The organism is Colwellia piezophila ATCC BAA-637 (assembly GCF_000378625.1).
Lineage (GTDB): Bacteria > Pseudomonadota > Gammaproteobacteria > Enterobacterales > Alteromonadaceae > Colwellia > Colwellia piezophila.
The window spans coordinates 223,166-239,379 of the sequence record NZ_KB905161.1 but is presented as its reverse complement, the minus strand read 5'-3'; the positions used below and the strand labels follow the sequence as shown (position 1 = coordinate 239,379).

Annotated in this window: 12 protein-coding genes and 1 pseudogene; 6 read left to right on the top strand and 7 right to left on the bottom strand. The window is 39.1% G+C overall.

All coding sequences use genetic code 11. From position 1 onward, the window contains the following. Positions 1-554: 554 nt before the first annotated feature. Positions 555-1,304: a type 2 periplasmic-binding domain-containing protein gene (locus F580_RS0104330; protein ID WP_019026465.1), complete on the bottom strand. Its 750-nt coding sequence runs from the start codon at positions 1,302-1,304 to the stop codon at positions 555-557. Positions 1,305-1,682: 378 nt separating this feature from the next. Next, positions 1,683-2,477: a hypothetical protein gene (locus F580_RS0104325; RefSeq protein ID WP_019026464.1), complete on the bottom strand. Its 795-nt coding sequence runs from the start codon at positions 2,475-2,477 to the stop codon at positions 1,683-1,685. Positions 2,478-3,405: 928 nt separating this feature from the next. Between F580_RS0104325 and F580_RS0104320 the strand changes: the two genes are divergently transcribed. Next, positions 3,406-4,008, top strand: a complete 603-nt coding sequence (locus F580_RS0104320) for a hypothetical protein (RefSeq protein WP_019026463.1) — start codon at positions 3,406-3,408, stop codon at positions 4,006-4,008. A gap of 36 nt (positions 4,009-4,044) precedes the next feature. Beyond that, positions 4,045-4,188, top strand: a pseudogene (locus tag F580_RS25880) (succinyl-CoA--3-ketoacid-CoA transferase); the annotation flags it as partial. Positions 4,189-4,291: 103 nt separating this feature from the next. On the opposite strand, the gene F580_RS0104310 reads toward F580_RS25880, so the two are convergent. After that, complete coding sequence (locus F580_RS0104310) at positions 4,292-4,570, bottom strand: hypothetical protein (protein ID WP_019026461.1); 279 nt, start codon at positions 4,568-4,570, stop codon at positions 4,292-4,294. A gap of 302 nt (positions 4,571-4,872) precedes the next feature. Between F580_RS0104310 and F580_RS23955 the strand changes: the two genes are divergently transcribed. The 3 genes from F580_RS23955 to F580_RS0104290 all read left to right on the top strand — a co-directional run bounded on the left by F580_RS23955 (position 4,873) and on the right by F580_RS0104290 (position 12,552). Then, on the top strand, positions 4,873-5,997 hold the full coding sequence (locus F580_RS23955; RefSeq protein WP_019026460.1) for an efflux RND transporter periplasmic adaptor subunit: 1,125 nt from the start codon (positions 4,873-4,875) through the stop codon (positions 5,995-5,997). 128 nt (positions 5,998-6,125) lie between these two features. Beyond that, entirely contained in the window at positions 6,126-9,440 is a 3,315-nt protein-coding gene (locus F580_RS0104295; protein ID WP_019026458.1) for an efflux RND transporter permease subunit, read from the top strand. Further along, positions 9,433-12,552: an efflux RND transporter permease subunit gene (locus tag F580_RS0104290; protein ID WP_019026457.1), complete on the top strand. Its 3,120-nt coding sequence runs from the start codon at positions 9,433-9,435 to the stop codon at positions 12,550-12,552. The genes F580_RS0104295 and F580_RS0104290 overlap by 8 nt, the downstream gene beginning before the upstream one ends. A 110-nt stretch (positions 12,553-12,662) precedes the next feature. Here F580_RS0104290 and F580_RS25875 read toward each other — a convergent pair whose 3' ends face one another. Then, on the bottom strand, positions 12,663-12,830 hold the full coding sequence (locus F580_RS25875; RefSeq protein WP_019026456.1) for an oxidoreductase-like domain-containing protein: 168 nt from the start codon (positions 12,828-12,830) through the stop codon (positions 12,663-12,665). A 92-nt stretch (positions 12,831-12,922) separates the two neighbouring features. Here F580_RS25875 and F580_RS0104280 point away from each other — a divergent pair, with 92 nt between their 5' ends. Beyond that, on the top strand, positions 12,923-13,234 hold the full coding sequence (locus tag F580_RS0104280) for a hypothetical protein (protein WP_019026455.1): 312 nt from the start codon (positions 12,923-12,925) through the stop codon (positions 13,232-13,234). A gap of 59 nt (positions 13,235-13,293) precedes the next feature. On the opposite strand, the gene accC is transcribed toward F580_RS0104280, so the two are convergent. From accC to aroQ, 3 genes are all read right to left on the bottom strand, one after another. Continuing rightward, the gene (gene accC / locus F580_RS0104275) at positions 13,294-14,640 is read right to left on the bottom strand and encodes an acetyl-CoA carboxylase biotin carboxylase subunit (RefSeq protein ID WP_019026454.1); all 1,347 of its coding nucleotides are present in this window, start codon (positions 14,638-14,640) and stop codon (positions 13,294-13,296) included. Between the two features lie 48 nt (positions 14,641-14,688). After that, on the bottom strand, positions 14,689-15,126 hold the full coding sequence (gene accB, locus F580_RS0104270; RefSeq protein ID WP_019026453.1) for an acetyl-CoA carboxylase biotin carboxyl carrier protein: 438 nt from the start codon (positions 15,124-15,126) through the stop codon (positions 14,689-14,691). An 82-nt stretch (positions 15,127-15,208) separates the two neighbouring features. Beyond that, positions 15,209-15,676: a type II 3-dehydroquinate dehydratase gene (gene aroQ / locus F580_RS0104265; RefSeq protein ID WP_019026452.1), complete on the bottom strand. Its 468-nt coding sequence runs from the start codon at positions 15,674-15,676 to the stop codon at positions 15,209-15,211. Positions 15,677-16,214 lie beyond the last annotated feature (538 nt).

The following is a 16,214-nucleotide window of genomic DNA, read 5'->3' as shown; positions in this document are numbered from 1 at the left end:
TATCGTACCTTGATTTTTTGTGAAATTTACTAGGTTTTCAATTTACTACCAATAGTCCTGTTAACCAGTAAAACCTAAGTATCACAATCTAAGTACCAGCAGAAACTAACCAATTAAACACTGCATGCTTAGGCGATTTTAATATTTTAAGGCGTATTCATTGTGCAATAATCATCTAGAAAGTCACTTTCATCTGCGAATGCTGTGACTGAGCATAATGCATGAGACCTTTTCATCAATTGAACTATTACGGCTCTAAATTGTAGCATGACGGAATATTTGATTTCTTAAATTCCCAGCCTTATTGTCGGGGGCAGCCCTATTCAGCATCACTTAAGAGCAGTTTTACTATAAGACAAAACGGACCTTAAGAATTAGCGGCGAATTTCGATTAATATTACTTTAAATATGATCATGCTTTTACAAAAGCTCAATGACCGCTTCAGGCTATGGATTCAACTGGCCAATTTTCAACTATTAACGCACTTTGGTGATAAACCCTGTGAGTTAACAGCAAGTTACTTATCAGTGTCAAAGCAAACATACGGCCGCAACTACAGCCGTTGATTTTCTTTTATTAAACTACATGCCGGGATATTTTCATTAAATAAAGTCAGGAAATTTGGATTTTTAACTAAAAATATTTTACTAAAATATACGCCCATATTTTTATTACCCACGGTAACACTTAAAAATTCATCCATAGACCTTCCTAGGTTTTTAACCATAAGCGAAAAAACCAACGAGTTTTCTAATATCGCATCCATGCGACCAGCATCGAGCATTTTTATCAAAACCGTTTCGCTGAGGTGCTCAGCACCAATATTATAGTTATTTATTTTTAAATAATTCATCGCGTTAGAGCTAAACCTTGCACCCACGGTAAAGCTTTTTTTTATGTAATCAATGGAGTATGACGCTTGCTCTGCAGGGAAGTGTTTTTTTAAAAAATAGAACTTACGAATTTGTGGGATAAACACAGATGATAGCTGTGCATAGTCATCTCTTTTATCGCTATGTGACGCTGAGAAAAAACCATCTAAGGCGCCTGATTTAGTTAGCGCTTGGGCACGAGACCAAGGTAGCTTATTTATTACATAGGGTTGATTTATCCGCACCATTACACAGTCAAAAGCTTCAACAGCAATACCTGCGGCACCAGATTTTAAGTCAATATGATACGGCGGCCATGCTACTTTGGTTCCAAGTTTCATTATATACGATGAATCAGCCGGAATAACGGGGGGAAATAGTAAAGACATCAATATTATCAGAGATATAAAGTGAGACTTTAATCTAGCCATGGGCAAAAATTCCTCAGATATTTATCATGCCTCTATTAAAGTCTACTGCCTTATCTAGGTTTCGCAAGGTTGGATGGTGTAAAGCTTTATTATAGCTTTATGGTATTTCGATAGCGTGGAAAACGGCGAATTATTAGTCGATACTAAGGTCTGTTTTTTAAGCGTATTTGTTGATGTTTTTCTGCTTGTTGTGATCCGCTGATATATGAAAGTTTGGCTATGCTAAATCATTGAAAGAGCTTGGTGTTAGTTTGTAGCAGTGTTTATATGTTGTTAGTTGGACGGGTTAATGAATAATTCGTATCGACTTATCAGCGCGTTTATTTTAGCCGCTGCGACCAGGAAAAAACTGTAATTCTTTTTATATGGGTGGCAGAATTACCAGGGTTTTACGCTTGAAGTTATTCCGTATCTATTAAATAAATCTTTAAGCTTACTTTTTACCGTGGGTAGTTTTAATATATCATCAAACAGGCTAGCGGTAATTCTTGAACTTTGCTGATTGACTAAAAATGCAGTGTCATAAATTTGATCCGGAGTCTTTCTTTTATATAGCAGGTCCATATCAATAGTATTGGTACTGGTATGTTTAAAGTACTGACTGGTAAGGTTACCAATAATGCCAATATCCGCTCGTTTAAATAACACCATTTTAGCAACATGGATTTCACTTCTGGTTAGACTCATGTTGTGCACATGACTTAAAAACATCTCATCGGTATTATAGTCAGCAAATTTATAGGCGTAGCCGAGTACTCCGGCCTTAGTTAACCTATCTAGGTTATCAAAATAAGATTGGTCGAGTGCATTATCCTTTAAAGCATATAATTCATTTGCTACGGTTACTGAAAATTTTGTTTTTGTTAGATAGGTATGCGTTGATTTTGGTAGCCAAATTAAGGCCATTAAAAATAAAGCATCAAACTTTTTTGCTTCCACAGTCCTAATAAGTCTTTTTGATGGTAATGGATTAAGAGAAAAATTAAATTCATGCTGTGACTCATTTAAAATCTGTACGAATTCAAAAGCTAAACCTTGTTGTTTGTTAGCATTTATTATTAGCGGGAAATAGCCATCTTCAATTAAAATATCGATATTTACTATTTTAGATAAGCTTTGAACTGAGAACAGAGCGCTACAAACGAATAGTAATAAGAGCTTAAAGTACGGCATTTAATTTTCCTAAAAAAGTTGTTATATACGTCTGTATTGGTCGAGTCATCTACATTTTTCATCAGAAGCTACTGTTGATTAAATGCCATAGCAACATTAGATATTGCGTCAAGGGGATATCATCAGTAAAGGTATAACTTCAATTTAGCCCCAAATTTATGAATAACGGCTTTAAAATGGCACTAAAAAGGTGGTAAAACCATGATTTCACCAGGGTCGTTATACTGTCTCTGATAAAGGTTAGTTTTTCTGTTAGTTTTCTTCAGCTTTATTTAGCTTAATTACTGGGTTTTTATTACTAAACTCATTTTGCTAACTAGGGTCTGTTGATCTTTCAGGGTTAAAATTTATTCAATTTAAAACGGGCTTAATCGCGGCGCGAGCTTTGTATCATAGTTATTCTATTAGAGAAGCGAGCAACAAGGAGCAATACCAATCGGACTAATTAATCGATCACTTAGCGAGAATTAAAAGGCTTAGAGGCAAGGCATTGATTACAGAGAATGGTTGTTCCCTTGTCAAAATCAATAACGCCGCATATATGCCTTTTAAACTCGCCCTTCGGGAGCTCAGTAGCAAACTGATAACTCCACAAAATGAATGAAATATAGAACAACTATGTTTAACTCATTTTGTTTGTTCTAAGCTTGCTACTGAAGCTCTAAGTTGGTCGATTTATTAATCCGTTTGGTATAAGTTCGTTTTAAATGAACCCAAAGGGCAGCACTTGTTTGAAATTTATACGGCGTTATCGCATGTTCATGTAGCCACACCACTTCACATGCTCTGCCTTGCCTAAATATCAAACATGTTGCTGTAAAAGTCATCTCGAAAGATCAACAGACCCTAGCTTAAGCCTGTGCTAGTATTTTATTTTAGGTATAATTATATCTCTTTTAAATTTACCTTAATTAATCGGTTGGTATAGATGAAAAAAATCAATAGCATAGCAGGTATGAAAGCTATTTTATTCACTGTTGCAATAATTTGGCAAACAAGTGTATCTGCTAATACAATAACCGAGCGTGCCGATAATCAAGTTGACCAAGTATCTATGACTGATCTGAATGACACCGTAAATCATACCCAGGTTAAGCTTATCCAAATAAAGGTCATTGAATTAACGGATAACAGTGGTTTGAAGTATATAGGCGGAAAAGTAAATGCTGCTGATCTTGATCACTATTTATCTCAAATGAAAAAAATATTAGGCGATGATTTTGCGCTTTATCGACAACACCAAAGCGCGAGAGATCATCACGCTTTTCATATGACCTTAATTAATCCCTATGAATACCAAACGATCACGCAAGATATTGCACTAGGATCGAGTCTATCGGTATCATTAAATGGTTTAGGGCGAGTAAAACAGGGTAATAAAACCACATACTTTGTGGTCGGCCAATCTCTTGAGGTAGCCAGTTATCGTCAAAAGTTAGCGTTAACTAAAAAAGACTTCCATGTAACCTTAGGTTTTTATCCTAGTGATATTTATGGTGTTGATAAAAGTGCATCGGCACTTATTGAATAGATAGCTGATAAGGCATAAAAAACTTCTGCGCACACGATGGATTTAGTGGCTGGCGGTAACAATATTATTGTCACCATAACCCACCTTTCAAAACATGGTGAGTCGGTAGCCGAAATTATCGAGCTAACTCAAGGTGAACTGGTTGTTAACGGTGACATTCCTGAAATGAAGTTTAGCTAAGCTATTTATCGGATTAACCCCAAGCTTAAGCGCTAATCATTAAGCCCGAAACAACAAAAAGGCGAGCCATGGATCGCCTTTTCATATAAGTAAGTATTGAGCATTACTGGCGACAACTGATCGCCGGCTTGATATTAATAGTACCCGCGACATTGATGGTAGCGACTTTGTCATTTTGTTTGAGGATTGCTAAAAAAGTATCATCCACTGAGCGCACATACGTAAGCAAGTAACCAAACTGTCCTAGAGTACAGACCGCATATTGCTGGCTAAGGTTGAGCTTGTCCCACATAAAGTCCGCATTATAGCTTTGCTGTCTGTTATCAGTTAATAAAGCATTTTCAGCCACTAAATCATTATTTTGTGTTTGAGTATTGAACATAATATCTACCTCACCAGTTACTAATGATTATATTTTAACCAACGAGAGCCCGTTACATTGTTTAGATTTGTTTGGCTGATGTTATTTATTGTACAGTTATAACATTGAAGGAGTTAAATAAGCGCTAAGTAGTGAATTTGACAACAATTATTTATTAATAAACTAATTCATTAGTCAATTTCACCACATCTCAAATTGGTATATTATGTTACCGAGTGTAACTTGTTGTTACATAAAGGGAATGAGTAACTGGCACAGCTTGTGCTATTTTTAATGCAATATTAAAGATATGGAAATACCCCATGCTAACTTTTTCTAAAAAATTACTACTTTCTTCTGCACTACTTGCAGCTACCTTTTTAACTGCTTGCTCTGAGCCAGAAGCAAAGGAGGAAGATAAAGTGGCCGAATTTGCTATACCTGTAATGGTCGCGAGTATAGAACGTAAAGACATCTCTTCAAACTTTCATACCACAGCAACCCTAGAGTCTCGTAATGAGGCTGATATTATTACCCGTGTTACCGGCATTATTGAAGAAATGAGTGTTGAAGAAGGGGATTTTGTCGAAAAAGGTCAGTTGCTTGCCAGGGTAGATGCTAGGCGTTATCAATTAGCCCTCGATAAAGCAGAAGCCGAACTAGGGGGGATAGAACAAGAATTAAAACGTTTATCGTTAATGGCTGAAAAGAAATTAGTGAGTGCCCAAGCATCTGATAAGCTTAAATATCAACACCGAGCTGCGGTTGCGGCAAAAGAGTTAGCTTTACTCGACTTAAAAGATAGTCAGGTTGTCGCGCCTATTGCTGGCTATATTGCTAAGCGCCTAATTAAAACCGGTCATTTCACTCAAGGTTATCAAAAGTTATTTCATATTGTTGATCAATCTAGTTTACAAGCCGTGGTTTATTTACCTGAGCATAAGCTGAGTTATGTTCAATTAGGGCAACAGGCTTTATTACAATTCAGTGCACGTCAAGGTAAGCAGTTTCTTGCGCAAGTACGTTCAATTTCTCCAGTAATTGACAGTCGTAGTGGTACCTTCAAAGTGATTTTATCTATTGCTAATGATGAGCTGTTATTAAAGCCAGGTATGTTTGCCCAAATCGCACTGACTTTTGATACCCACAAAGACACCTTAACCATTCCATCGGATGCCATCATTACTCTTGATAATCAAAGTAAAATTTACGTAGTTAAGGATAATAAAGCAGTAGAAGTATTAATCAATAAAGGCTTTGTACAAGAGCAGTTTACTGAGATAAGTGGTGAGTTTCATGAAGGTGATAGTGTCGTAGTAAATGGTCATCATAACCTCAAAGCAAATGCCTTGGTTGAAATACTAAATGTTAAAGCTAGTGATGATGACAGCTTCAATGATGAAGAATTAACCGAGACAGAAACCGCCATTGCAAAAGCCACTAAATAGAGAGCCGAAAGTATGAAAACTTTGATTGATAGCTTGTTCTTTGTGGTAGCGAAACATCCAGTAGCCACCCTGTTTTTAATTTTTACTGCATTGCTAGTGAGTAGTGTAAACACCATTGGAGCTTTATCATGAGTATTGTTGATGTGGCAATAAAGCGCCCGGTGACGGTATGGATGTTTACTTTTGCAGTCATGCTTTTTGGTTTAGTCGGCTTATCTCGTCTTGCGGTTAATCTATTACCCGAGTTGTCTTATCCTACCTTGACGGTGAGAACTAACTACATAGGCGCAGCGCCAGCTGAAATTGAGCAGTTAATTACCAAACCCATTGAAGAAGCGGTGGGTGTAGTAAAAGGATTAAGAAAAATAAGTTCGGTATCCAAAGCCGGGCAATCAGACGTCTTACTCGAATTTGAGTGGGATGTTGCTATGGACATCACCAGCTTAGAAGTGAGAGAGAAACTCGACCTTATTCGTTTACCGCTTGATGTGCAAAAACCGCTAATTTTAAAGTTCAACCCGTCGTTAGACCCTATTATTCGTTTAGGATTACAAACTTCAGATAACTCAGTCGCAGGGCTAACTAAGTTAAGAACATTTGCCGAATACGATGTTAAACGTCAATTAGAGTCATTGCTTGGGGTGGCATCAGTAAAGTTAGGTGGTGGTCTGGAACAAGAGTATCAAGTGATTATTGATCAACATAAATTGGCACAGCTTAATTTAAGTAGCCAAGATATCATCAATCGTATTAATGCCGAAAACATCAATGTTTCAGCAGGTAAATTAATTGAAGGTAATACCCAATACTTAGTAAGAACATTAAATCAATTTACTAATATTAATCAAATTGGCGAATTGGTGGTATATCGTGAAAATGAGCAAATCATCACCCTAAATGATATTGCTACCATTGTTGATGGTTACAAGGAACGCACAGATGTCACGCGTATTAATGCCGTTGAAGCGGTTGAGTTAGCGATATATAAGGAAGGTGACGCCAATACAGTACAAGTGGCTAAATTAATCAATAAAAAATTAGAGGCGATTAACAAGTTATTGGGAGATAATTATCAATTAACCGTGGTTTATGATCAGTCGACCTTTATTAGCAACGCCATTAGTGAGGTGAAATCAGCGGCACTAATTGGTGGTGTCTTGGCGATGTTTATCCTCTACCTTTTCTTAAGATCAATTATCCCAACACTGATTATTTCACTGTCAATTCCGGTCTCGGTGATTGCTACCTTTAATATGATGTATGGCAATGGTATTAGTCTCAATATTATGTCTCTTGGCGGTATTGCTTTAGCAACGGGTCTATTGGTTGATAATGCCATTGTCGTGTTGGAGAACATTGCCCGTTATAAGGAACAAGGGCTCAATGTTGTCGAGGCTGCTCGAAAAGGCACTAAAGAAGTGAGCGGCGCAATCATTGCTTCAACACTGACGACGTTGGCGGTATTTGTGCCACTAATATTTGTTGAAGGCGTTGCCGGACAGTTATTTGCCGATCAGGCGATGACGGTAGCCTTCGCCTTACTTGCCTCATTAGTTGTGGCACTGACATTGATACCGATGTTGGCTTCAAGACAAGTTACCGCATTGTCAAAGCAGTCCGAGCAAGTAACCACAGAGGCCAAGCAAGAATCTCCCCGTTTTAAAACACTGGTTTGGCATAAAAAAATCACCTTTATCTTAACCTTGCCGCTTAAGGTGGTCTTTATTTGGTTGCCAATGCTAATCACGCGTATTGTGTTGTTGGCTTTTCATGGCATTGCCAAAATCGCCTCATTTGTGATGAAGCCACTGACGGCAGGCTTTAATTTTATCTTTGAGCAATTAGCCGCACTTTATTCAAAATTGTTATCGCTATCCTTGCGGCATAGCATTAGCACCTTATTGATAAGCTTGACCTTTGCCGGCTCTGCCTTTTTCATCTTACCTAAAATTGGCGTGGAATTATTACCGCCGCTAGCACAAGGCGAGTTTTACCTTGAGCTTGAACTTGCCCCAGGTACACCACTGGCCGTAACTGATGACACCATTAATAAAATCGCCCAACAATTACAAAATGATAAACGTATTAAAAGCACCTACTCATTAACAGGGCGAGGTAGCTTGATGACCAGCAATGCTGATAAAGGCGGCGAACACCAAGCTAGGTTGCAAATTATGCTGCATGACAGCCAAAATGAAGCGCAAGTCATGGCTGATATTCGTCAATACACGCGAAAGCTTGTTGGTGCGACCACGCAATTAAATCAACCTGAGCTGTTCACTTTTAGTAAACCAATCAGTATTGAATTGGCAAGTTATGACTTAAGCTTATTAACAACCTACAGCAAACGCTTAACAAAATTGATGCAGCAAGATACACAGTTTGTTGACGTAGCGAACAGCCAACGTCAAGGTCAGCCTGAGTTAGCTATACATTTCAACCAGAGAAAAATTGCCCAGTTAGGTTTAAACTCCCCGGATATCGCCCGACTTGTAGCGGTTAAAATTGGCGGCAATATAGCCAGTAAATATACCTTACTTGATCGCAAGATAGATATATTAGTACGTAGCGATGAGAAACAACGAGACTCTATTGGAGATTTAAGAGAGCTTGTTGTTAACCCAAATGATGAATTTCCCATCACACTAGAAAGTATCAGTAATATTGTTGAGACAGTTGGGCCGGCGCAGATTAATCGTATTAACCAGCAGCGTGTTGCCGTTATTAGCGCAAATATTGCCATGGGCGATCAAAATAGCGCCTTAGTTAGGGCTAATGAGTTAATCAAGCAATTAAAACTGCCGTTAACCGTCATACCAACTTTTGGTGGCCAAAGTGAAGAGATGCAACAGTCATTTACCTCTATGTTGATGGCCTTAACTTTGGCAGTATTTTTAGTGTACTTGGTGATGGCATCTCAGTTTGAGTCGTTATTACAGCCATTATTAATTTTGTTCAGTGTACCGTTAGCCGCAGTGGGCTCAATCTATGGCTTATATTTATGTGGCATTAATATCAGTGTCATCGTCTTTATCGGTTTGATCATGTTAGCGGGTATTGTGGTGAATAATGCCATTGTGCTCTTGGATAGAATTAACCAATTGCGTGCCCAGGGCTTGGATAAAATGACGTCTATAAAGCAAGCCGCGAAGTCGCGCTTACGTCCTATCATAATGACCACATTGACTACGGCTCTTGGCTTACTTCCCATGGCATTAGGAGTGGGGGAGGGGTCTGAACTTAGAGTCCCTATGGCAGTTACGGTCATCAGCGGTTTAATTTGCTCAACGTTATTAACCTTAATCGTTTTACCGGTACTTTATCAGTTGTTTGACCATAAAAAGTTTAGCTCGCTAGAGGTTGAAGACGTTGAAAATACTGAAGGTTTTAACGTGAACAAAGAGTCTGGAATAAACTCATTAGCGGAGCCTCAAAATGTCTAATAGCAAGTTTAACTTAACTGCGCTGGCGCTTAAAAAGCCAGTAACTACATTTATGCTTTGTTTAACTATGTTGATGATGGGCCTAGCCTCGACTCAACTACTGCCCCTAGAAAAGTGGCCAGGTATCGACATCCCTGAAATGATGATAAGTGCGCCATACCAAGCATCAACGCCCGCAGAAGTTGAGCGCTTAGTGACCAAACCGCTTGAAGAAGCACTTGCTACGATGGGGGGAATACAGCGACTAACTTCTACCTCAACAGAGCATGGCGCAGAAATAGGCATTGAAGTTGAATGGGAAAGTAGTTTAACGGGGAAAGCGATAGAAGCGCGAGAAAAAATCGATGCGATTCGCCACTTGCTACCGGAAGATTTACAGCGGGTTTTTGTTTATCAATTTTCAACCGCTGATATGCCTATTTTAACGCTGCGTATATCTAGTGAGCGTGAATTACAAAATAGTTTTCAACTACTAAATAATTATTTGAAAAAACCACTTGAGCGTATGCAAGGGGTATCAAAAGTTGAACTTTATGGCGTTGACCAAAGGCAAATATCTATCCGTTTATTAAGTGAACGAGTAGCAAGTCATAATGTTGATATTCTCCAGTTAACCAAATTACTACAAGCGCATAATTTTACCATTAATGCCGGTTCATTAAAGTCAGCGACCAATACTATTCGCATTAGCCCTAAAGGAGAGTTTACTGAGCTAAATGATATTAGAGCGCTGATGGTTAAAGATAATGTTTACCTTGGCGATATAGCGCAAGTGTTATTTGAACAACCTGAAAGGCGAGATGGTCGACATTTAGATAGAAGTTACGCTATTGGCGTGAATATATTTAAAGAGTCTAGTGCTAACTTAGTGGATGTTGCTGGCCGAGTGGTTGCTGCTGTTGATGAAATATCGAATAGCTCGCAGTTTAGTGGTATCAACATCTTTATGATGGAAGATCAGGCAAAAGGAGTGACAGATTCCTTATCCGATTTATTGATGGCTGGTGGTATTGGCGCGACATTGTCATTTATCGTGCTCTTTCTTTTTCTGCGCAACACTACCGCCACTATTTTAGTGGTCGCTTCTGTGCCTTTCTCCATTTGTATCACCTTAGCGGTAATGTACTTTTTAGGTTACTCACTCAATATCCTCTCCATGATGGGCTTACTCTTAGCGGTAGGTATGTTAGTGGATAACTCGGTCGTTATCACTGAGTCCATTGCTGCAGAACACCGGAATAACCCTGCAAGTACCAAGCAAGAAAAGATTAATAATATATTAAAAGGAGTTGATAATGTATCACTAGCGGTAATGACCGGTACGTTAACGACTATGATCGTGTTCTTGCCTAATATCATTGGCGAAAAGGTACAGCTGACTGTTTTCTTAGAGCATGTTGCTATTGCTATTTGTATTTCATTGGCGGCCTCGTTATTAATCGCTAAAACCTTACTGCCGCTATTATTAAGTAAAATGTCACTGGAGAGCCTTGCGGCAAAACCTAGCAAGGCCAAAGCAAAAGAACTGGCTAATAAAGAAGATGGTGTGATGCCTCAACAGGGCAGTATGCGTTACAAGAAAAGTCTTTCATGGGTATTAGCTCATCCAAAAATCACCGGCTTTGTCGCTTTGTTGATCTTAGCAAGTTCAGCTATTCCTATGGGAGTTATTACCTCAGATAATAATGACAATCAAGATGGTACGCGGTTGTTTATGCGCTATCACGTTGAAGGCCAGTTTCCTGTTGAACATGTTGAGGCCATGGTCAATCGCATGGAAGACTACTTATATAAAAACAAAGAAGAGTTTTATATTGAGTCGGTTTATAGCTACTACAGTGGAGAACGTGCATCGTCTACTTTGTTACTGAAAGAAAGTCGCGATATTTCCATGAATGAATTAAAAGAACGTATTCGAAAAAATCTGCCGGTATTTGCTGAAGCGAAACCCGACTTTGGTTGGCAAAGTGCTAAAAGTGGTGGTGTTAGTCTGACCTTATTGGGCGCTTCAACAGAAATGTTGATGACACTTTCTGAGCAAATTGTGCCGGTTCTTGCCCATATTGATGGTTTAACGGATGTCAAAAGTGATGTCTCTCAACATCAAAAAGAAATGGTGGTAGTAATAGACCGTTTTAAAGCCAATCAGTTAGGACTTGATTCTCGCCAAGTGGCCCAAATCGTCGGTACAGCATTGAGAGGGCTTGAATTACGGAGTTTTCGTCATGATCCCAATGGCGAAGTTAATATTCGCTTACTGTACGATGAAAGGTTGAAGTACTCGTTAGATCGATTGAAAAAATTACCGATCACTGAGATCAATGGCCAAAGTATTAGTTTGGAAAGTGTCGCTAAATTTCATGTTCAGCCAAGGTTATCGGCAATTTATCGTGAAGAGCGACAAACAGCCTTGACCATAGGGGCAAACATGAATGATATAACGATGGAGCAAGCGAAAGAGCGTATTGAACAAGCGATGGAAACGTTGAGCTTACCACCGGGTTACACTTGGAAATTAGGGCGTGGCTTTAATCGTCAGCAACAAGAGCAAAATATTATGCTGGTGAATATGCTGTTGGCTCTAGCGATGATTTATATCGTGATGGCGGCTTTATTTGAGTCGCTATTGTTACCCGCGGCAATCATTAGCTCTATTCTGTATTCCATTGTGGGTGTCTTTTGGTTTTTCCTACTTACCGGTAGCAGTATGTCGGTGATGGGCATGATTGGGATTTTGATATTAATGGGTATAGTGGTCAATAATGGTATTGTGCTTATTGATCAAATCAATCAGATGTCACCCAAAATTGAAGAATTGGAGACAGTGATCGCGGATATTTGTATTACTCGACTTCGCCCAGTATTAATGACCGTAGCGACAACCGTACTGGGTATGGTGCCACTGGCGCTAGGCTCAACACAAATTGGCGGTGATGGCCCCTCTTACGCACCGCTAGCTATCGCGATTATTGGTGGCTTAACCTTCTCAACAGTGACCAGTTTATATCTGGTTCCTTGGTGTTATTTGATGTTTACCAAACTAGCAAGGAAATCCAGTATTGGCTTTAATAAAGCCAATGTTTTTGCCAAACGTATTGCTAAAGTGTCATAAAATCTAGCTTAGCAGTATCTCTTATTGAAAGTAGATAAAAGTAAAAAGCCAGTAATACTTTCGTGTTACTGGCTTTTTTACTGGCTTTTTTATTGGCTAAAGCAAAGCGGTTACTTTGAGTTTTTATCTGCTTCGACTTGCTCTCTTCGTTTAGCTTCTTCAATACGCCATTTTTGCAATTCGGCATAATAGTGATCCCAAACACAAGGGTTACAAGAGCCACCGCCACAACAATCATCATCGGCAGGGGCGATCGGTTTTTTATGGGAGTCTGACATTACTTTTTAACTCGAAATAAGTGGAAGGATTACTTAGTTTTATCGGGCTAGAATAACAAAAAAGCTCTGCGAATGCAGAGCTTTTAATAGGTATGCTAACTCAAACAGACAAGATGTTTATACCCAAGCTACTTGAAGCTGTGTGTTTCAGGACACTTGAGCAATTCATGATCAAGGCGCCTTCTTTTATTAATGGTTATTCAGGAGAATATGCTCCTGCATTCTCTATTAAGCAGCATCCATGCAGCGTCCTTAAAAATGGAGGTAACGAAGAGCATGATTTTCTCAAGAATCCCCGCAGGGTTGGTTTAAAAACGCTTTATGCTGCGTTATTGATTTCGACAATGGAACAACCATTCTCTTCAATCAATACCTTGCCTAAAGGCGTTTTTAATTCCAGCTGAAACCTACATCTTCATGTAGTTTGGGTATAGAGGTGAGCAATGTTAGTTTCTAACAAAAACTAATCAAGTTCAGCTAACTTGTGCTCTAAGTAGTGAATGTTAGCACCACCATTAACAAAACCTTGATCATTTAAAATATCTTGATGCAAAGTAATGTTAGTTTTAATACCATCAATCACTAGTTCAGCTAAAGCATTACGCATACGCGCAATAGCGACATCACGGTTATCACCCCAAGTGATTAGCTTGCCAATCATAGAGTCATAATGTGGTGGCACTGAGTAATCCGCATAAATATGAGAATCCCAACGCACGCCTAAACCACCAGGTGGGTGGAAACGGGTGATTTTACCCGGAGACGGGATAAAAGTACGTGGGTCTTCAGCATTAATACGACACTCAATTGAGTGTCCAGAAATTTTAATATCGTCTTGGGTATATGAAAGCGGTTGACCAGCGGCAATACGAAGTTGCTCTTTGATCAAATCAACACCGGTGATCATCTCAGTGACTGGATGCTCAACCTGAATACGAGTATTCATTTCAATGAAGTAGAATTCACCATTTTCATATAAGAATTCAAAAGTACCAGCACCGCGATAATTAATGTCGAGACAAGCATTACAGCAACGCTCACCAATTTTGGCGCGCATTTCAGGGGTAATACCAGGTGCAGGTGCTTCTTCAACCACTTTTTGATGACGACGTTGCATTGAACAGTCACGTTCACCTAAGTGAATTGCGCCGCCTTGACCATCAGCAAGGATTTGAATTTCAACATGACGTGGATTTTCGAGGAATTTCTCCATGTAAACCATATCATTTTTGAAAATAGTGCCGGCTTCTTTTTTGGTTAAGGCAATAGACTCGACCAATTCTTTTTCCGTGCGCACTACGCGCATACCACGGCCACCACCACCACCAGCCGCTTTAATGATTACCGGGTAACCTATGCGTTTGGCGTGAGCTTTATTTTTCGCTTCATCTTCAGTCAATGGACCATCTGAGCCAGGTACACAAGGTACACCTGCTGCTTTCATTGATTTAATTGCTTGAACTTTATCACCCATAATACGGATGCTTTCAGCTTTTGGACCAATAAAGACAAAACCAGAGTTTTCAACTTGTTCAGCAAAATCAGCATTTTCTGCTAAAAAACCATAACCAGGGTGAATCGCTACGGCATTAGTTACTTCTGCAGCAGTAATGATGGCCGGAATATTAAGGTAACTATCAGGCGCAGGTGCTTTACCAATACAGATGGTTTCATCGGCTAATAAAACGTGTTTTAGGTTTTTATCAGCCGTTGAATGAACGGCTACCGTTTTAATACCAAGCTCTTTACAAGCACGTAATATTCTTAAGGCAATTTCGCCACGGTTGGCGATAACAACTTTATCTAACATGGAATAACCCTTAATGTTTGAAATCTTTTATTTAAGATAAGTGGCGGGTTATTCAATGATGAATAGCGGTTGGTCAAATTCGATAGCGTCTTCATTTTGCGCTAAAATTTCTTTAATAACGCCAGACTTGTCAGCTTCAATTTGATTCATCATTTTCATTGCTTCAACAATACATAATGTATCGCCAGCATTTACGTGTTTACCAACTTCAGCAAATGCTGGAGAATCAGGTGAAGCCGAAGCATAGTAAGTACCAACCATAGGAGAACGAACGATATGACCAGTAGGTGCTGGAGCCGCGACTTCAGCAGGAGTCGCTGCAACCGGGGCAACAGGAGCCGCTACAGGAGCCGCTTGCATTACTGGGGCCACTGCAACAACACCACGACAAATACGTACTGATTCTTCACCTTCAGAGATCTCTAGTTCGTTGATACCAGACTCTTGAACTAGTTCGATAAGTTTTTTTATTTTGCGAATATCCATTGGGACACCTTAATTATTTGGGTTACTAAATTCATTATTTAAAAATATAGGGTAATGACAGGTCATTAACCGTTAGGGTTTGTTACTTTTGTGTATCAATTTGCGCTTTTGTTAAGTAGGTATGTGCAGCATCTAATGCAAAACTATAGCCTTGGGCACCAAATCCACAGATTACGCCTGTGGCGATATCGGATAAATAAGAATGCTTTCTGAACTCTTCACGCGCATGTACATTTGATAAGTGTATTTCGATAAAAGGTATGGCAACAGAAAGTAAAGCATCTCTTATCGCTACACTGGTGTGGGTAAACGCAGCAGGATTAATGATAATGAAATCGACCTGCTGGTAACCTTGGTGAATGGCATCGATTAACTCATGCTCGGCATTTGTTTGCAGATGCTTTAGTTCAATATGCTTATCGGCAGCTTGTTGGCTCAACTCAGTAATAATGTCAGCTAAGCTTTGCTTACCGTAAATGGTAGGCTCACGTTTACCCAACATATTTAAGTTAGGGCCATTTAACACTAAAACTGTAAACTTTGCGCTCATCTTCTGCTAAAACACCGTTAAAATAATATTGGTGCTAATAATTACACAAAACAGCCTTGCTGTGAACTAAAAAAGATGGGATTTATCATTTTTTTTGTTATTGGCGATAATAACTGCTTTTTCGCAGAATATAGCTACCAAGTACTGGTCAAACCTCTTGATGGAGCAATGGATTAATTGTTTTTTGTTGATTTTGGCTACTTCTGCAAGGACTTACTGCTGTTTAGCTATTACCTAGTTGATTTTAAGTGACTTTAAGGCGGTTCTAATGGATTTTAAGAGATTTTGAACGACTTTATGTGAATTTTCTGTACTTTTTAATTTTGTCTGACTGAAAATTATTGCGAGATCATCCAATAATACTATTACTGAATTCCGCCTATGAAAAGGCAAGCCATCCTAGTAGATAAGTAAATGACAAGGGAGTATGGGGGGGGGGCGCTAACAGTGGAGAGAAGACTTATCCGCAGAAAAATCAGTACTAACTAACTTTGCTCAAAATCAGTACTAACTAACTTTGGTCAAACTCAGTTAGTAC